Source organism: Shinella sp. CPCC 101442 (genome assembly GCF_024704725.1).
GTDB lineage: Bacteria > Pseudomonadota > Alphaproteobacteria > Rhizobiales > Rhizobiaceae > Shinella.
On the sequence record NZ_JALIQS010000002.1, the window covers coordinates 1,094,123 to 1,112,588 of the forward strand.

The window sequence follows — 18,466 nt, forward strand, 5'->3', positions numbered from 1 at the left end:
GCCGTTGACAATTGACAGAATGATGCCTTAGCTGTGGACAAAGACGGCATGGCGGCAGGCGGAGGCGACCGCCCCATGCGCAGGAGGAGGACATCATGGACAGCCACGTCTTCGAGGCGCTGAGCGCCGAGACATTGCCGGTTCGGCTGGGCGCAAACGCCGCCCTGAAAGAAAGGATCGGTGACGATTCGTCCCGCTGGACCGTGAAGGAAGTCGGCGACGGCAACCTCAATCTGGTCTTCATCGTCACAGGTGAAACGGGCGCCGCCATCGTCAAGCAGGCGCTGCCCTATGTGCGCCTCGTCGGCGAGAGCTGGCCGCTGCCGCTCAAGCGCTCGTTCTTCGAATATCACGCGCTGAAGCGCCAGGGCGCGCGCGATCCCGGCATGGTGCCGGAAATCCTGTTTTTCGACGAGACGCAGGCCATCATCGTCATGGAGTTCCTGACGCCGCATGTCATCCTGCGCCGCGCGCTGATTGACGGCAGGGAGCTACCGAAGATCGGCCGCGACCTCGGCCTCTTCGTCGCTCGCACGCTGTTCCGCGGCTCCGACCTGTCCATGGTGACGCGCGAGAAGAAGGCGGATGTCGCGCTGTTCTCCGATAACGTCGAGCTCTGCGACATCTCGGAAAACCTCGTCTTTTCCGATCCCTATTTCGAAGCCGCGCTCAACCGCCACACCACGCCGCAGCTCGATCCGCTCGTTGCCGATCTGCGGGCCGACCGCGACCTCAAAGTCGAGGCGCAGCGGCTGAAACACCTCTTTTCCGCCAAAGCCGAAACGCTCTGCCATGGCGACCTGCACACCGGTTCCGTCATGGTCACCGATGACGAGACCCGCGTCATCGACCCCGAATTCGCCTTCTACGGCCCGATCAGCTTCGATGTCGGCATGCTGATCGCCAATTTCTGGATGAGCTATTTTTCGCAGGCCGGTCATGAGACGGCACCCGGCGCGCGCGACAGCATGCGCGCCTATCTGCTCGATACGATCGATACGCTGTGGGAGACGTTCCGCGCCGAATTTGCCCATCTCTGGCGCACCGAGCGCAAGGGCATCCTCTACCAGGCCAGCCTCTTCGAGGACCGCAACGACCCGCTCGCCGCCGAGCAGGCGCTCAACATCGTCATCGACGAGATCTGGCGCGAGATGCTGGGCTTTGCCGGCATCGAGATCCATCGCCGCATCCTCGGCCTTGCCCACAATGCCGATTTCGAAACCATCGCCGACCCCGACCGCCGCGCGCCCTGCGAAAGCAAGGCCTTGAAGCTCGGGCGTCACCTCGCCGTCAACCGGCAGCGCATCCACAGCCTCCGCGACATCCGCGAGACGGTGGAGCGGCTTGAAAAGGAGATCCTCGCGTGAAAGTCGGAGACCGCCACTACCATACGATCTGGCTGAACGAGGACGGTCGCGCCGTCGATATAATCGACCAGCGCTGGCTGCCGCACGAATTCCGCGTCGTCACGCTGAAGACCGTCGCCGATGTCGCCATCGCCATCAGAGACATGTGGGTGCGCGGCGCGCCGCTCATCGGCGTCACCGCCGCCTATGGGGTCGCCATCGCCATGGCGAAGGACGCTTCCGATGCGCATCTCGATGCGGTCTGGGAGGAGTTGAACGAAACGCGCCCGACCGCCATCAACCTGCGCTGGGCGCTGAATGCGATGCGCGAACATCTCAGCCCGCTGCCGGAGAGTGAGCGCGTGGACGCCGCCTATGCGCGCGCTGCCGAGATTGCGGAAGAGGATATCGAACTCAACCGCGCCATCGGCGCCAACGGCCTCGATGTGATCCGCAAGATCGCCGCCGGCAAGAAGCCGGGCGAGCCGGTGCGCATCCTTACCCATTGCAATGCCGGCTGGCTTGCAACCGTCGACTACGGCACCGCGACCGCACCGATCTACATGGCCGTCGAGGCGGGTATTCCGGTCCATGTCTATGTCGACGAAACGAGGCCGCGCAACCAGGGCGCCTATCTCACCGCCTGGGAAATGAATGGCCACGGCGTGCCGCACACGCTGATCGTCGACAATGCCGGCGGACACCTGATGCAGCATGGCGATATCGACATGGTGATCGTCGGCACCGACCGCACCACGGCGAACGGCGACGTCTGCAACAAGATCGGCACCTATCTGAAGGCGCTCGCCGCGCGCGACAACGACGTGCCCTTCTACGTGGCGCTGCCTTCACCCACCATCGACTGGACGGTGCATGACGGCGTCAAGGAAATTCCGATCGAGGAGCGCACCCCCGATGAAGTGAGCTTCGTGCAGGGCCGCGCCGCCGATGGCTCGATTGCCAGCGTGCGCATCTCGCCGGAGGGTAGTCCTGCGGCCAACCCCGCCTTCGACGTCACGCCCGCCCGCCTCATCACCGGCCTCATCACCGAGCGTGGCATCGCCACGCCGTCGCCCGAGGGCCTGAAGGCGCTCTTCCCGGAACGGAGCTGAGACGATGAGCCTGCCCAACCAGAAATCCACCGAGGAGATCGCGCTTGGCATCCGCCGACGCGTGTTCTTCCACACGATGAAGCACAATGGCGGCTATCTCAGCCAGGCCTGCTCGGCCGCCGAAAGCCTCGCGCTGCTCTATAACGAGGTGCTGAAGCTCGGCGAACCGACGCTGCCGAAGGTGCCGCTGCCATTCCGTGGCGTACCCTCCGCACACAACCCGGATGCCTTCACGGGTGCCGGCTATCACGGCCCCGTCGGCCCTGAATACGACCGCTTCTTCATCTCGCCGGCCCACTATGCGCTCGTCATCTATTCCGCGCTGATCGAGACCGGCCGGATGGACGAACATGCGCTCGACCATTTCAACAAGGACGGCGGCTCGGTCGAGATGATCGGTGCCGAGCACAGCCCCGGCATGGAAGTGACCACCGGTTCCCTCGCGCAGGGTCTCTCCATGGCGTCCGGCGTCGCCTGGGCGCGGCTGCGCAAGAAGGAACCCGGCAAGGTCTGGGTCTATATGTCGGACGGTGAATTCCAGGAGGGCCAGACCTGGGAATGCCTTGCGGCGATGAGCTATCACAAGATCGACAATATCCGCGTCATCGTCGATGTGAACCGCCAGCAATGCGACGGCGCCATGTCCTCGGTGCTCGATCTCGGCGATCTCGCGTCCCGTGTCGCGTCCTTCGGCGTCACCTGCCGTTCCGTGGATGGCCATGATCTCGGTGCGCTCAGCGAAGCCGCTGAAAGTGCGGAACCCGGCAAGCCGCTCGTCATCCTCGCCAACACCTCGCCCTATCAGGGCATGGATTTCCTCAAGAAGCGTTTCCCGCGCCTGCACTATGTGCGCTTCAAGAGCGCCGAAGAGCGGCTGGAAATGCGAGCTGCGCTGGCCGTCGAACTCGGCATCGATCTCACCGCGATGGAAGGGGCCTGACCATGGTCGAAATCGTCAACCGTCCCTATGCTAGGGCTTTCGAGGCCTTCGCCACCGCACGCCCTGAAGTGCTCTGCCTGTCGGCCGACCTCACCTCCTCCTGCGAGGTCGACGGCTTTCGCGACCGGCATCCGGACCAGTTCCTGTCGCTGGGCATGGCCGAGCAGAACATGCTGTCCTTCGCCGGCGGCCTCGCCATGCAGGGGTTCCGGCCGTTCATCCATACGTTCTCGGTCTTCCTCTATCGCCGACCCTACGACCAGCTGATCAACTCGATCGCCTATTCCAACCGCAAGGTCCGGCTGATGGGCTTTTTGCCCGGCATCACCACGCCGGGCGGCATCACGCATCAGGCCATCGAGGACATCGCGGTGCTCCGCGCCGTGCCGAACATGACGATCCTCGAAACAGGCGATGCGACGGAAGTCGAGACCGTGCTCGAGGTCGCCGACAGCATCGACGGCCCCGTCTATGTGCGCATCCTGCGCGGCGAGGTGCCCCGCCTGTTTTCGACCCCCTTCGAATTCAACAAGCTGCGCACCCTCTCGGAAGGCGATGACATTCTCGTCGTCTCCTCCGGCGTCTGCACGGAAGAGGCCCTGCGGGCCACCGGACCGATCGCGGCGCGCGGCATTGGCGTCCACCATCTGCACGCCTCGACTCTGAAACCCTTCGACCGGGACGGCCTCTTGAAAGCCGCGCGCGGCAAGAAGGGCGTCGTCACGCTGGAGAACCACACCATCGTCGGCGGCCTCGGTTCGCTGGTCGCGGAAATCCTCGCGGAGGAAGGGCTCGGCATCCGCCTGAAGCGCCTCGGCCTCAACGACACCTTCGCGCACGGTGCCTCGAAACCCTATCTGATGAAGAAATACGGCCTCGACGCCGGCGCGCTTGTCGCGGCCATCGAAAGCCTCGTCGGCAAGCCCCTGGCCATCGGCGAGGAAGAACTGGCGGAAGTGCGTCTTGACCACGTGCATTCCGCCCAGAAGGCCGAGGCGCTCTGATGGCCCCGCGTTTCACGGTCACCTATTTCGTGCGTGCCGCCGACGAGGCGGAAGCCAAGGCGCGCGCGCTTGATATCGCGCTGGAACAGACCGTGGAGATCCCGCGCAGCGTCGTGCCGAAAGGCTATGTCGAGGACGAGATCCTCGGCCGGCTGGAAAGCCTGCACAGGGATACCGAGGGCCGGCCGGGCTTTCTCGCCGCAATCTCCTATTCGGAGGACGATGTCGGCGGGGATTTCCTGCAATTTCTCAACATCGTCTTCGGCAACAGCTCCATCAAGCCCGGCCTGAAGGTGGAGGATATCGGCCTGTCGCCCGGCCTGCTCGGCCTCTGCAAGGGGCCGCGCCACGGTATAGCAGGTCTGCGCGCCCGCGCCGGCATCGGTGAAAAGCCGCTCTTGATGTCCGCCATCAAGCCGGTCGGCCTGTCGACTGCGCAGCTTGCCCGCCTTGCCCACGATTTCGCGCTCGGCGGCATGCATTTCGTGAAAGACGACCACGGTCTCGTCGACCAGAAGACGGCGCCGTTCGACGAACGCCTGAGGGCCTGCATCGAAGCTGTCGGCGAGGCGAATGCGAAGAGCGGCGGCAAAACGAGTTTCGTTCCCAACATCACCGGCCCCGCCACCGCCATCATCGAGCGGGCAAAACAGGCGCAGGAGCTTGGCGCAGGCGGCGTCATGATTGCGCCAGCGCTCGCCGGCTACGATATCGCACGCACGCTCGCCGCCGATCCGAATTTTTCCCTGCCCATCGTGTCGCACCCGGCATTCTCGGGCGCCAATGTCGTTTCGCCCGATTGCGGCTTCTCGCACCGTGCCTTCTTCGGCACGCTGCACCGCCTGATGGGCGCCGACGCCGTCGTCTATCCGAATTTCGGCGGCCGCTTCGGCTTTACGCGTGAAGAATGCCAGTCGATCGCAAAAGCCTGTGCCGTGGACATGGGCGGCCCCAAGGCCATCGTCGCAGCCCCCGGCGGCGGCATGACCTTTGCCCGGGTGCCGGAAATGCGCGACGCCTATGGCAATGACGTGATGTATCTTATCGGCGGCGCGCTGCTGTCGGAACCGGACCTCGTCGGCGCCTGCAAACGCCTGGTCGCCGCCGTCGAAGGTTGAGGCGTCACGACTTGCCGGCGCCCGCCGTCAACTCCGTGCGTGCAAGAAGCCGCACGACCCAGTCGACGAAGACGCGCACCTTGTTGCTGAGGTGCCGGTTCGGCGGATAGACGATGTAGAGCGGGATGGGTTCGATGCGCCAATCCGACAAAACAGGCACAAGCTGGCCGCGTTCGATGGGATCGTGCGCCATGAAGCAGGGAAGCGGCGCGACGCCGAGGCCGGATAATGCTGCGGCGAGATAGCTGCGCGCGTCGTTGACCGAGAGAATGTACCGGCTGTTGATCTCCAGCGCCTCGCCGTCGCGCGTGAAACCGAAGGGCATGATGCGGTTGGTCTGCGCGAGAAAATAGTTCACGCAATGGTGGTCTGCCTCCAACTCGGATGGATGCGCCGGTAGGCCGAAGCTTTCGATATAGGCGGGCGCGGCGCAGGCCACGACATCCATCTCCCCGACCCGCCGCGCGATCAGCGAAGCATTGCCCGGTGAGCCGCCGCGAAGCGCGCAATCGACATTCTCCGCCAGATAATCCACCGTCCGGTCGCCTACCCCGAGATCGATATTGATATCGGGGTATTTCTCATGGAAATCATTGAGTTCGGGAATGATCAGCAGGTCTGCGAAAGCCCCCGACATTTCCACGCGCAGGCGCCCGCTCGGGCTCATGCGGGAATGAGACAGGCTGCCATCCAGCTCGTCGATTTCGGTGACGATCTGGTTTGCCCGCTCGTAATAAAGCGCTCCATCCGTCGTTACCATGACGCGGCGGGTGGTGCGGTTGAGCAGTTTGGTCTGCAGATGCGTCTCGAGGTTCTGGATGAGGTTGCTGACGGTCGCCTTGGGCATGCCAAGCGCGGTCGAGGCACCGGTGAAGCTGCCCGTCTCGACCACCCGGAGAAAGACGCGCATCGCAGAAAGCTGATCCATGGAACATTCCCACGTAGGAAGCTATGATTGTTCGAAATATTGGACAGTGAAATCCGTTTTACCACACTTATCTGGGCAAAATGACTGACGATATAAATGGTGAGGGACCAGCTTATTTCCAAGCGGCCCACAGGACAAAATCGATGCCGGTAGAGATCAAGGATATGACGTTCGACAAGGTGGCCATCGGCCCCGTGTCGGTGCGCGTCTATCAGGGCGCCGAATACGCCAAGGGCGCGCCGGTCCTGCTCTATTTCCACGGCGGCGCGTTCACGGAGACCGGGCTCCGACATTGCCCGCTTGCCGAATGCATCGCCTCGACCGGCGCCATCGTCGCCGTGCCTGACTACAATGCGCTCGGCGGCGGTGTCTTCCCGAAGCCGCTGGAAGTCGGCTTCTCCATCTTCTCCTATCTCGCCAAGAAGCGCGCCGGCCTCGGCGACCGCAAGTCGCCGCTCCTCATCGGCGGCGAGGAGGCGGGCGGCAATATCGCGGCCGGCGTAGCGCTCAAGGCCCGCGACCACTTCGCCGACGAACTCGACGGCCAGGTGCTGCTCTCGCCGCTGCTCGATCCCTTCATGGCAAGCCGCTCCTTCCGCGAGGCCGACGCCATCGGTATGCGCCAGCGCTGGGCGGATGGCTGGAGCCACTATCTCAGCGGCGGTGTGTGCCATCCCTATGCCGCGCCCTGCCTGTGTTCGCGTCTTTCGGATCTTGCCCCGGCGCTCGTCCTCACGGCGGCGGACGATCCGCTGCACGACGAGGCGCTGGGTTATGCCGATCGCCTCGCCCAGGCCGGCGTCAAGGTTCAGCAGCATGTCCTTCCCGCGGGAACAGGCTGGCCGACAATCTACAGCGGGACATCCAATGGAACCGGGCCATGGGCCGGCAGCCTTGCCAGCCAGTTTTCCGGTTTTGTTCAAAATATTAGCATTCACTGATTTTACGGAACTCGAAGCATAGCGTGGCCTGAGGCCACAAGGAGAAAACAATGATGTCGAAGCGCAAACGCTGGGCCCTCACGGGCACCGGCCTGGGATTGCTCGCGTCCATTTTCGGCGCCGCCCTGATGGTTCAGGTTCCGAGCAAGGCCGCGAAGGCAGAAGCCACGGCAACGGCTGAAGTGCCTGCGGTGCCGGTCACGGTCGCCGTTGTCGAAAACAAGAACGTTGTGACGTGGCAGGAGTTCTCCGGCCGGCTGGAGGCCATCGACCGTGTGCAGATACGGTCGCGCGTCGCCGGCGCCATCCAGTCCGTCGATTTCCGCGAAGGCGCGCTGGTGAAGGCCGGCGATCTGCTCTTCACGATCGATCCCCAGCCCTTCCACACGGCGGTGACGCAGGCGGAAGGGCAGCATGCTTCCGCCGAAGCGCGCGTCAAACTCGCCAAAATCCAGCTCGAGCGCGGCGAACGCCTCGCCCAGAGCGACAGCGTCTCGCAGAGCGATATCGACCAGCGCCAGAACGCGCTTTCGGAAGCGCAGGCGAGCCTCAAGACGGCGCAGGCGACGCTCGACGCCGCCAAGCTGGAACTCAGCTATACCGAGGTTCGCGCACCGGTCTCCGGCCGCGTCGGCAAGGTGGAGATCACCACCGGCAACCTCGTCGCCGGAGGCTCGGCCTCCCCGGCACTGACGACGCTCGTCTCCGTCGATCCGATCTATGCCGGCTTCAATGTCAGCGAAGAGACGGTCGCCGCCGCGCTCGCGACGCTGCCCGCCTCCGACGGCGCGCTCCAGCCGATCGAGCAGATCCCGGTCGAAGTCGGCACGCTCGCCGACGCGGGAACGCCGATCCACGGCAAGCTCCAGCTCATCGGCAACGAGGTGGATGCAGCGAGCGGCACCATCACGGTGCGCGCCGTCTTCGACAATCCGGGCGGCAGGCTGATCCCCGGCCAGTTCGTGCGCATCCGCATGGGCGAGCCGAAGCCCGAGAGCAAGATTCTCGTCAGCGAAAAGGCCGTGGGCACCGACCAGGACAAGAAGTTTGTCTTCGTCGTCGACAAGGACAACAAGGTCACCTACCGGCCGATCGTGCTCGGCGGCCTTTCGGGCGGCGAGCGCATCGTCGAAAGCGGGCTGGCCAATGGCGACAAGGTCGTCGTCAACGGCCTGCAGCGCGTTCGCCCCGGCGTCGTGGTCGATCCGCAGGAACAGGAAAACGTCGCCTCCGTGAAGTAACGGCGGCCGGCAGGGCGCCAAAGCGCCCTGCCCCGTAACCCAAGCAAATACCTGTCCGCCGGTGGTGCGTTCGCCCGCCGGATAGGACCGTTCGTCCAAATTTCATCCTGGAGAGGGTGCACCAATGAACATCTCCCGTTTCTTCATCGATCGCCCGGTCTTTGCCGGGGTGCTGTCGATCCTCATCGTGGTGGCCGGCCTGATCGGCATGCGCTCGCTGCCGATTTCCGAATATCCCGAGGTCGTGCCACCCTCCATCGTGGTGCGCGCCGTCTATCCGGGCGCCAATCCCGTCGTCATTTCCGAGACCGTCGCCACACCGCTCGAAGAGCAGATCAACGGCGTCGAGGATATGCTCTACATGAACAGCCAGGCGACGTCGGACGGCGTGCTGACGCTGACCGTCACCTTCAAGCTCGGCACGGACCCGGACAAGGCCCAGCAGCTCGTGCAGAACCGCGTGTCGCAGGCCGAGCCCCGCCTGCCGGCAGAAGTGCGCGCGCTCGGTGTAACGACCGTCAAGAGCTCCCCCGACTTCATCATGGTGGTGAACCTCGTCTCGACGACCGACCGCTACGACGTCACCTATCTGCGCAACTACGCCACGCTCAACATCAAGGACCGCCTTGCCCGTATCGAAGGGGCCGGACAGGTGCAGGTCTTCGGTGCCGGCGACTATGCGATGCGCGTGTGGATCGATCCGCAGAAGGCCGCCGAACATGCGCTGGCCGCCAGCGACATCAGCAACGCCATCCGTGAACAGAACGTGCAGGCCGCCGCTGGCATCATCGGCGCTTCGCCGACGCCCAACGAGGTGAACCTTCAGCTCAACGTCAACGCCCAGGGGCGTCTGCGCACGCCGGAAGAGTTCGGCAACATCATCGTCAAGACCGGTGCGGCCGGCGAAATCACCCGCCTGAAGGACGTCGCCCGCGTCGAGATGGGTGCGGCCGACTACACGCTGCGCTCGCTGCTCGACGGCAAGCCGGCGGTCGCGATCGCCGTGCTCCAGGCGCCCGGTTCGAACGCCATCGAGATCGCTGACAATGTGCGCGCGACCATGGACCAGCTCCAGCTCGCCATGCCCGACGGTGTAAAATACGAGATCGTCTACGATACGACCGAGTTCGTGCGCGCCTCGATCGACAAGGTCGTCGACACGCTGCTCGAAGCCGTCGCGCTCGTCGTGCTCGTCGTCATCCTCTTCCTCCAGACCTGGCGCGCCTCGATCATTCCGCTGCTCGCCGTGCCCGTCTCCATCATCGGCACCTTCGCCGTCATGTATGCCTTCGGCTTCTCGGTAAACGCACTGACGCTGTTCGGCCTCGTGCTCGCCATCGGCATCGTGGTGGACGACGCGATCGTCGTGGTCGAAAATGTCGAGCGCAACATCGAGAACGGCCACAGCCCCCGCGAGGCGACCTACCGCGCCATGCGGGAAGTCTCCGGCCCGATCATCGCGATTGCGCTGGTGCTCGTCGCGGTCTTCGTGCCGCTCGCCTTCATCAGCGGGCTCTCGGGCCAGTTCTACCGCCAGTTCGCCCTGACGATCGCAATTTCGACCGTCATCTCGGCCATCAATTCGCTCACGCTTTCGCCGGCCTTGGCCGCCCTGCTCCTTAAGGGCCATCATGAGCCCAAGGACTGGCTGACCCGCGTCATGGACGGCCTGTTCGGTTGGTTCTTCCGCGGCTTCAACCGGGCGTTCGGCGCGGCGTCGAGCGGCTACGGCCGCACCATCGGCGGGCTCGTCACGCGCAAGTCGCTGGTGATGATCGTCTATCTCGCCCTGGTCGGCGCCACCTATACGGTGTTCAACGCCGTGCCGGGCGGCTTCGTGCCGGCGCAGGACAAGCAGTATCTGGTCGGCTTCGCCCAGCTGCCCGACGGCGCCACGCTCGACCGCACGGAAGAAGTCATCAAGAAGATGAGCGACATCGCGCTGGCACAGCCCGGCGTCGCCCATGCCATCGCCTTCCCCGGCCTGTCGATCAACGGTTTCACCATCGGCTCCAACTCCGGCATCGTCTTCGCCGTCCTTGATGACTTCGAGGAGCGCAAGACGCCGGATCTCTCCGGCGGCGCGATCGCCATGCAGCTGAACCAGAAATTCGCCGGCATCCAGGATGCCTTCATCGCCATGTTCCCGCCGCCGCCGGTCAACGGCCTCGGTACGACGGGCGGCTTCAAGCTGCAGATCGAAGACCGTGCCGGCCTCGGCTATGGCGCACTCAACGATGCGACGCAGGCCTTTCTTGGAAAAGCCTACCAGACGCCGGAACTGGCGGGCTTGTTCTCCAGCTTCCAGATCAACGTGCCGCAGCTCTATGCCGATCTCGACCGGGCCAAGGCCCAGCAGCTCGGTGTGCGGGTGACGGATGTGTTCGAAACGCTGCAGATCTATCTCGGCTCGCTCTACGTCAACGACTTCAACGCCTTCGGCCGCACCTACAGCGTGCGCGTCCAGGCCGATTCCGCCTTCCGCGCCAAGCCGGAGGACATCGGCCAGCTGAAGGTCCGTTCGCAGTCGGGCGAGATGATCCCGCTCGCCGCCCTCCTGACGGTGGATGCGACGACGGGGCCGGAGCGCACCACGCGCTACAACGGCTTCCTCGCCGCCGACATCAACGGCGGACCCGCACCGGGCTTCTCCTCCGGCCAGGCCCAGGCCGCCGTGGAAAAGATCGCCGCCGAGACGCTGCCCGCCGGCATCGATTTCGAATGGACGGACCTGACCTACCAGCAGATTCTTGCGGGCAATTCGAGCATATACGTCTTCCCGCTCGCGCTGTTGCTGGTCTATCTCGTGCTGGCCGCCCAGTATGAGAGCCTGACGCTGCCGATCGCCATCATCATGATCGTGCCGATGGGCGTGCTCGCAGCCCTTGCCGGGGTCTGGTACACGGGTGGCGACAACAACGTCTTTACCCAGATCGGCCTCGTGGTGCTGGTGGGGCTATCGGCGAAAAACGCCATCCTGATCGTCGAGTTCGCACGCGAGCTGGAGTTCGAAGGGCGAACACCCGTCCAGGCCGCAATAGAAGCGAGCCGGCTGCGCCTGCGTCCCATCCTCATGACCTCCATGGCCTTCATCATGGGCGTCGTGCCGCTGGTGCTTTCCACGGGTGCGGGGTCGGAAATGCGCGCGGCGATGGGTCTTGCCGTCTTTTCCGGCATGATCGGCGTCACGTTCTTCGGCATCTTCATGACGCCGGTGTTCTACGTGCTGCTGCGCCGGCTTGCCGGTAACCGCCCGCTCGTCCAGCACGGTCGCTCGACAATGGCCGAGGAGCCGGAAGCACTGCCGGCACCCCAGCATTGATGAAGAAAGCCCCGGGAGGAATGGCCGCGCCGCCAAGGCGCGACTGTTCCCCCGTCGGGCGTCAGGCCGGCGCGGCGAAAACACCAGGCCGATCATCGCGGCTTTGCCTGCCATCACGCTTGTCTTGAACAGTCCCCCTCTTGAGAAGAGCGTGATTTTCTGGTGCAACAAAGCCGATGGCTGAAACGGTGTCTGATATCCGCAAAGACGACTGGTTTTCCCTGAGAGACTATCTGGGCGGCCACGGGTGGGACCTATCGAAGGGCGGCGGATTGGATCATTCCTGGGCGACACTTCGAAAAGGGCAGCTCCAGATCAACATGGAATACGATGCCTGGGCTGGTGGGGAAATATCGTTCCCCGCCAGCCAGAAGGCGATGGTCTGTGACGAGTTGCCAGTGGAATTCGTGCATGCCTACGACATGCGTGGAGACGCTTCCGGGTGAACCCGGAAGGCCCAATCGCCTCTGGCTCTCTGACACCCACCGCGAAACCTCCGACTGCCAGACCGGGGCGTCGCCCCAGCCTATCCTTGCACGATGAACCGTCTAACAATCGAGCGGATAGACGGGGCGGCGAACGCGGGTGTATGTCCTGCTCTCGAGGTCCGGGGAACTGAGGCCGCCGGCGTCCGTGACGATCATGCGCGCGGCAATGGGTCCGAAAGCGCCCTTGAAGTGCTGCATGGACTTCACCGCAAGAATGGCCTTTTCGGTCGGCTCGATGCCCACGGTCCGGAAGATGTTCTTGTCCAGCATCTGCATGCGCTCGGAAACGATCATGATATCGAGGCCCTGCACCCGCAGGCAGACGCTCCGGCCGCAGGTGCCGGGCAGGCCGGTAAACATCGGCCCTTCGAAGACGAACCTGCCGTCGCTGATCGCCATCACGGTACCGGTCACCTTCAGCGGGCCGCCGCCGACCATCGGGTCCGTCCGCCCACCGATCGTCACCGTCACCTCGGCGCCCAGGCCGGCGGCGGCAATCTCGGCGGCAGCATCGGGGTCGAGCAACGCTCCGGCGGCGGCATCCGCAAGCCCGGCCTCCAGCATGGCGGCGATCAGCGCGGTGCAGTCGCTGTAGGCGCCAGAGCCCGGATTGTCGGAAAAGTCGGCCACCACGACGATACCGTCCTGCGGATCCGCGTCCTTCAACGCCGCGATGCATTCGGACAACGGTACCGGCTGCGCCCATTCGTTGCGGTAGGACCAGATGGCGTCGCACAGCCGCTCACCTACGGCATCCGCCGCCTCCGCCATTGCAACGGCGCTGTCATAGGTGACGACGACGCTCGGCCCGGCCGCGTGCACATCGGCATCGGTAAAGCCGGCATTGATCGAAACGTTCAGGATGCCGGGTGCTGCGGCTTCCGCATCCGCGCTTTCGAGAAGGCGGCACATCGGTCCGTTATCGGTGGTGCGCCCATCGTCGCAGCCGAGCAGCATCGGCGGGCGGCGGATGGCGAGTTTCGGCGCGATCGCACCCGCCATCGTCTCGTGCAGCAGTTCACCGGCCCTGAGGCCGACTTCCCGCATGTCGACATGCGGATAGGTGCGAAACGATACGGAAATCTGCGCGAGGCCGGCAAGCTCGTCAAAGACATTGGCATGGAGATCGAGTGTGATGGCCACCGGCACCTCGTCGCCCACGACCGAACGGATCGCGCGCAGGAACTGGCAGTCGCCGTCCTCGTCCGTCTCGGTGACCATGGCACCGTGGAGCGCCACGAAAATCCCGTCGAAGGGACCGCTCTCCCGCAAACGACGCAGGCACTCCTGCGTGATTTCCGCGCGCGCCTCCTCGCGGATGATGCCATTCGGTTCGGCATGCGCCGCCACGATATAGACCGGCGTCCAGCCCTTCGCCTTCGCGATCTCGATTGCCCCGCCCACTTCGGAGCCTGTGCCCGCGAAATTGTCCGGAATCTCCTCGCCCTTGAAGTAATGCGAGGCGTGAAAATCGCCGATACCGGTCCGCTTCAGGGTGAAAGTATTGGACTCGTTGATGAACTCTATGATGGCGACACGATAGGACATGAATACCCTTCCCTGCCCTCATGCAGGACAGACAAAATAAGAGACACGTTGATGCCTGGCACCGGCCGCTCCCTCAGTGCCGCGCCATGCGGCTGAGGAAGCGGCGGGAGCGTTCGGCGGCAGTTGGGCCGAAGAAGATGTCTGGCGAGACGGCCTCGACAATCTCGCCGCCTTCCATGAAGACGATGCGGTCGGCGATCCGGCGCGCAAAGCCCATCTCGTGGGTGACGCACAGCATCGTCATGCCATTCGCGGCGAGCTTCGCCATGATTTCGAGCACTTCGGCGATCGATTCCGGATCAAGGGCCGATGTCGGCTCGTCAAACAGCATGATTTCCGGCCGGAGGCAGAGGCTGCGGGCGATGGCGACGCGCTGTTGCTGGCCTCCCGAAAGCTGATGGGGATACTTTCCCGCGTGGCCATCCATGCGAACGCTGGCGAGCAGGTCGACGGCGAAGGCTTGCGCCTCGGCCCGGGCGACGCCGTGGGTGTGGATCGGCGAGAGGGTGCAATTGTCGAGCACCGTCAGGTGCGGAATGAGATTGAAGTGCTGGAAGCACATGCCGACGCGGTTTCGCACGGCGCGCACGGTTTTCGGCAGGTCGTCGAGAACGATGCCGTCGACGGTCAGCCGCCCCGACTGGTGAGCTTCCAGCCGGTTGACGCAACGGATGAGCGTCGATTTCCCTGAGCCGGACGGTCCGCACAGGACGATGCGTTCGCCGGAGGAAATCGCAAGCTCGATATCCTTCAGCACATGGAATGCGCCATAGAACTTGTTGAGCTTTTCGAAATGGACGGCAGGCTGTTTCGTCATGGACATTCCCCTACCGGGCGACCCAGGGCGTGCGTGCCTCGATCCGCCGCACAGCCCATTCAATGAGGAGGACGACGACGAGATAATGCGCGGCAGCGACGTAGTAGACGCGGAGGTCAAAGGTCTTCGAGAAGATGAAGCGCGCCTGGCCCATCAGGTCGAAGACCGTGATGATTGCCAGAAGCGAGGTGGATTTCAGCAGCAGGATCACCTCGTTGCCGAGTGCCGGCAGCGCCTTGGAAAGCGCAATCGGCAATAGCACCCGCCGGAAGGCCACCCAGCGCGTCAGGTTCAGCGCCGCATTGGTTTCGAGAACCGATCGGGAAATCGTATCCAGGCTGCCGCGGATAATCTCCGCCTGATAGGCGGCAGTGTTGAGCACCAGCGCCAGAAGGCCGCAATAATAGGCATCGCGGAAGAACCACCAGAGCCCCGCCTGCCGCAACTCCCGGCTGAACTGCCCGGCGCCGTAGTAGATCAGGAAGAGCAGCACCAGCATGGGCAGGCCACGCAGGATATTGACGTAGCCGAGCGCAAGAAATCCCGACAAACCCTTTCCACGCGAGCGCGCCACGCCGATCGGCACTGCGAGGAAGAAACCGAGAACGATGGCGGATGCCGTCAGGCTGATCGTGGTGACGAGACCATCGCGCCAGAGCGTCCAGTTGTCGAGCCAGAGGTCAAGCATGCTGGCCTCCCCCGATGATGAGCCCCCGCGAGGCGCGCTTTTCGAGCATCTTCTGCGCCCGTGCGGACAGCGTGACCAGCGCGACATAGAGGATGCCGATGGCGAGATAGAACACGAACGGCTCGCGTGTCGTGTTGATGGCGATGACCGCGACATGGGTGAGGTCGCTCAGCGCGATGACGGAAACGAGCGATGTATCCTTCAAAAGGATGACCCACAGATTGCCGAAACCCGGCAATGCGTGACGCCAGAGCTGCGGCAGGATCACCTTGTGGAAAGCCCGGGCCCGCGAAAGGCCGAGCGCGGCCGCGGCCTCGAACTGCCCCTTGCCGACGGCATTCATCGCCGCACGCACGATCTCGCTGCCATAGGCGCTGATCACCAGACTGAGCGCCACGAGCCCGGCGAGAAAGGGGCTGATGGAAAGGTCCACTTGCGGAAGGAAGCGTTGCGCCAGCCAGCGCAGCACGGCCTGGGCCTGATAGTAGAGAATGAGGAGGGTCAGGATTTCCGGCAGGCTTTTGAAGAGCGTTGCATAGACCTGTCCGAAAATCCGCACCGGCGCCAGCGACGAGGACCTGGCCCAATGGACCAGGAAGGACAGCGCGATCGCCACGGGGAAGGTTGCAAGCGCAAGCGCGAGGGTGACGGCAAGACCCCACAGGATCTCATCGCCCCAGCCGCCTTGGCCGAAGGCCAGGAGGGAGAGTTTATCCATGACGCTGTCCGGGTGGGTGCTGATGGCGGGCGAGACCCGGCAGCCGGGCCTCGCCATCGTTTCTTTCGATCAGAAACGGCTATTGACCGAAGAGTTCGCTCGCATTCTTCGGCTTCTGGCGAATGTCGAAGTCGAAATACGTCTTGCGGATCGTCTCGTAGGTGCCGTTGCGCACCAGTTCGGCGAGGGCGGCATTCACGCGTTCGCGCAAGGCATTGTCGTCCTTGCGGAACGCCAGGCCCGCACCGAGCGTACCGTCCTGAAGGAACTCCTCGCCGACGAAGACGCAGCAGTCCTCACCCGGCTTCAGCCAGTCGGCGCTGGCGATCTTGGATTCGACCAGGAGATCGAGACGGCTGCTTTTCATGTCGAGGAAGGCTTCACCAAGCGTCGGATAGAGCTTGACCTCGTTTTCGGGAAAGAACTGCTTGAGCATGTCGACGGCAATCGAGCCGGACTGCGTGCCGATCACCAGGTCCTTCACCGCGGCCGGCTTGACGTCCGCAAGGTTGAGTTCCTTGAGCGCGACGAAACGCATGGCATTGAAGTAATAGGGATCCGAGAAGCTGACCTGCTCCCTGCGGGCTTCGGTGATGGCCATGGAGGAGGCGATGATGTCGAACTTGCTGGCCTGAAGCGCGGGAATGATGCCGCTCCACTCGTTGACGCTCCATTCGCACTCGGCCTTCAGCTCCGCGCAGATGGCATTGCCGAGATCGATGTCGAAGCCCTTGAGCTGGCCATCCTCGGCGACATAGTTGAAGGGCGGATAGGCACCTTCCGCGCCCATGCGGATCGTTTCCGCCTTCGCCGAAATCGTCGCCGTGAGCACGAGCGTCATCGCGGCACATGCATAAAACGCCATTTTTTTCATCATCGTTCCCTCGTTCTTGTTTACCGACCGGATTTCCCCTCGCGCGCGCTCCATCCGGCGCGCAAGGCGCCGAAGTCGGAAGAACATTGAGTTTCCAGGATCGCGGCGGAACGGACAGGCGGTGCGCTTTCGTTCAGCCCCTATAGACCTACTGTTGAACCGGCGACGCAACAATGCAAAAGATATATTCCTCATTATTAGTTTTTCTCATGGTACGATGACCGAACGCCAACGCCGCAAACAGCTTGCCAATCTGCGCGCCCTACGCGCCTTCGAGGCCGTGGGCCATCACCGAAGCTTCACGGCGGCGGCAAACGAGCTTGCCGTCAGCCAGGGCGCGGTCAGTCACCAGATCAAGCAGCTCGAGGAGCGGCTCGGCCGCCGCCTGCTGGAGCGCAATGCGCGCGGTGTCAGCATCACCTCGGAGGGCAGTCTCCTGCTCGATGTGTGCGCGCGCGCCTTCGAGGAGATAGCCAACGCCCTGTCCCTGATCGGCCAGGAAAACGAGACGCGGATCCTGCGTATCCGTACCGGGCCCTTCTTCGCGATGGAGGTTCTGGTGCCCCGCATGGCCGGCTTTCTTGAGCAGAACCCCGGCATCCAGCTTCATCTCAGCAATCTGGAGGAACGCACGGGCGGATACGAGCGCGAGGATGCGCAGATCAGCTATTGCATGCATCCACCGGCGGGCCACTACGCGGTCGAGGTGTTGCGCGAGCGCCTTGTACCCGTCTGCAGCCCGGCGCTGCTGGCAAGCGTCGAACGCGGCGCGGACCTCCTGTTCAGCCAGAGCGTCGCACGTCTTCACTATCGGAATGCCAACGACTGGAAGAACTGGCTCGCCCACAACCGCCTTCAGGAAACGCGCACGAATGCGAACCTCTTCTTCGACGACCAGCACACCCTGCTCGCCGCCGCCCGCTCCGGCCACGGCATAGGCTTCTCGCACCGCGCCTTCCTCGATACGGACATCGCACGCGGCACGCTCTGCGTCCTCTCCGAAGACACGTTCCAACCGGATGAATCCTACCAGTTCATCTGCCCGAAGGAGAGCATCGAAAGCAATCCTCCCCTCATGCGTTTCCGCGACTGGCTGCTCCAGGAGGTCGCAGCGGTACGCTAGAATGAGGACTTCTTCAAATCCAGGCGATCATTGATGAAACGAGAGCGGCCGCGGCAAGGTAGCTGGTTGCGAGGCGGCGCCAGTGCTTGAGCTTACAGAACAGGCGCTCGATGACGTTGCGTCCGCGACAAACTTTTCTGTCGCACTCGTCGGCCAGATAATGGGTTTTGTTTGGGCGTCGGTCATGATGGTTTAGGTCTCCGTTTGGGATCGTGGCGGGACCATACCACAAAAATACATATCGCGATAAAAAACATC

The 18,466-nt window shown here is 63.6% G+C and carries 16 protein-coding genes and 1 pseudogene; 10 read left to right on the plus strand and 7 right to left on the minus strand.

What is annotated here, in order from left to right; translation table 11 throughout:
* Positions 1-95: 95 nt before the first annotated feature.
* From mtnK to MUO32_RS10575, 5 genes are read left to right on the plus strand one after another with little or no spacing between them, the layout of a single operon-like run.
* Positions 96-1,367, plus strand: coding sequence for an S-methyl-5-thioribose kinase (gene mtnK, locus MUO32_RS10555; protein ID WP_257948183.1), 1,272 nt, complete (start codon positions 96-98; stop codon positions 1,365-1,367).
* Positions 1,364-2,458, plus strand: a complete 1,095-nt coding sequence (mtnA, locus tag MUO32_RS10560; protein ID WP_257948184.1) for an S-methyl-5-thioribose-1-phosphate isomerase — start codon at positions 1,364-1,366, stop codon at positions 2,456-2,458. Before mtnK ends, mtnA begins: the two co-directional genes overlap by 4 nt.
* Positions 2,459-2,462: 4 nt before the next feature.
* A complete protein-coding gene (locus tag MUO32_RS10565; protein ID WP_257948185.1) occupies positions 2,463-3,398 on the plus strand; it encodes a transketolase in 936 nt (311 codons plus the stop codon).
* A gap of 2 nt (positions 3,399-3,400) precedes the next feature.
* Positions 3,401-4,402, plus strand: coding sequence for a transketolase family protein (locus MUO32_RS10570; RefSeq protein WP_257948186.1), 1,002 nt, complete (start codon positions 3,401-3,403; stop codon positions 4,400-4,402).
* A complete protein-coding gene (locus tag MUO32_RS10575; protein ID WP_257948187.1) occupies positions 4,402-5,520 on the plus strand; it encodes a RuBisCO large subunit C-terminal-like domain-containing protein in 1,119 nt (372 codons plus the stop codon). The genes MUO32_RS10570 and MUO32_RS10575 overlap by 1 nt, the downstream gene beginning before the upstream one ends.
* A gap of 4 nt (positions 5,521-5,524) precedes the next feature.
* Here the strand turns inward: MUO32_RS10575 and MUO32_RS10580 are convergent, their stop codons facing one another.
* Positions 5,525-6,448, minus strand: coding sequence for a LysR family transcriptional regulator (locus tag MUO32_RS10580; protein WP_257948188.1), 924 nt, complete (start codon positions 6,446-6,448; stop codon positions 5,525-5,527).
* A gap of 143 nt (positions 6,449-6,591) precedes the next feature.
* Here MUO32_RS10580 and MUO32_RS10585 point away from each other — a divergent pair, with 143 nt between their 5' ends.
* The 4 genes from MUO32_RS10585 (at position 6,592) to MUO32_RS10600 (ending at position 12,398) form a co-directional block, all read left to right on the plus strand.
* Entirely contained in the window at positions 6,592-7,389 is a 798-nt protein-coding gene (locus tag MUO32_RS10585) for an alpha/beta hydrolase fold domain-containing protein (RefSeq protein ID WP_257948189.1), read from the plus strand.
* Positions 7,390-7,439: 50 nt separating this feature from the next.
* On the plus strand, positions 7,440-8,630 hold the full coding sequence (locus MUO32_RS10590; RefSeq protein ID WP_257948190.1) for an efflux RND transporter periplasmic adaptor subunit: 1,191 nt from the start codon (positions 7,440-7,442) through the stop codon (positions 8,628-8,630).
* A 124-nt stretch (positions 8,631-8,754) separates the two neighbouring features.
* A complete protein-coding gene (locus MUO32_RS10595) occupies positions 8,755-11,952 on the plus strand; it encodes an efflux RND transporter permease subunit (protein WP_257948192.1) in 3,198 nt (1,065 codons plus the stop codon).
* A gap of 176 nt (positions 11,953-12,128) precedes the next feature.
* Positions 12,129-12,398 (plus strand): hypothetical protein, encoded by a 270-nt coding sequence (locus tag MUO32_RS10600; RefSeq protein ID WP_257948194.1) that lies wholly within the window; start codon positions 12,129-12,131, stop codon positions 12,396-12,398.
* A 102-nt stretch (positions 12,399-12,500) separates the two neighbouring features.
* Here MUO32_RS10600 and MUO32_RS10605 read toward each other — a convergent pair whose 3' ends face one another.
* The 5 genes from MUO32_RS10605 to MUO32_RS10625 all read right to left on the minus strand — a co-directional run bounded on the left by MUO32_RS10605 (position 12,501) and on the right by MUO32_RS10625 (position 17,076).
* Positions 12,501-13,988, minus strand: a complete 1,488-nt coding sequence (locus MUO32_RS10605) for a M81 family metallopeptidase (protein ID WP_257948195.1) — start codon at positions 13,986-13,988, stop codon at positions 12,501-12,503.
* 73 nt (positions 13,989-14,061) lie between these two features.
* Positions 14,062-14,805, minus strand: coding sequence for an amino acid ABC transporter ATP-binding protein (locus MUO32_RS10610; protein WP_257948196.1), 744 nt, complete (start codon positions 14,803-14,805; stop codon positions 14,062-14,064).
* A gap of 10 nt (positions 14,806-14,815) precedes the next feature.
* Positions 14,816-15,493, minus strand: coding sequence for an ABC transporter permease (locus MUO32_RS10615; RefSeq protein ID WP_257948197.1), 678 nt, complete (start codon positions 15,491-15,493; stop codon positions 14,816-14,818).
* Positions 15,486-16,211 carry an ABC transporter permease gene (locus MUO32_RS10620; protein WP_257948198.1) on the minus strand — a complete coding sequence of 242 codons (726 nt, stop codon included), beginning with the start codon at positions 16,209-16,211 and terminating at the stop codon, positions 15,486-15,488. Before MUO32_RS10620 ends, MUO32_RS10615 begins: the two co-directional genes overlap by 8 nt.
* 79 nt (positions 16,212-16,290) lie before the next feature.
* Positions 16,291-17,076 (minus strand): transporter substrate-binding domain-containing protein, encoded by a 786-nt coding sequence (locus MUO32_RS10625; RefSeq protein WP_257948200.1) that lies wholly within the window; start codon positions 17,074-17,076, stop codon positions 16,291-16,293.
* Positions 17,077-17,302: 226 nt separating this feature from the next.
* On the opposite strand from MUO32_RS10625, the gene MUO32_RS10630 reads away from it, so the two are divergent.
* On the plus strand, positions 17,303-18,208 hold the full coding sequence (locus MUO32_RS10630) for a LysR family transcriptional regulator (protein ID WP_257948201.1): 906 nt from the start codon (positions 17,303-17,305) through the stop codon (positions 18,206-18,208).
* A gap of 13 nt (positions 18,209-18,221) precedes the next feature.
* On the opposite strand, the pseudogene MUO32_RS10635 reads toward MUO32_RS10630, so the two are convergent.
* Positions 18,222-18,466, minus strand: a pseudogene (locus MUO32_RS10635) (hypothetical protein); the annotation flags it as partial.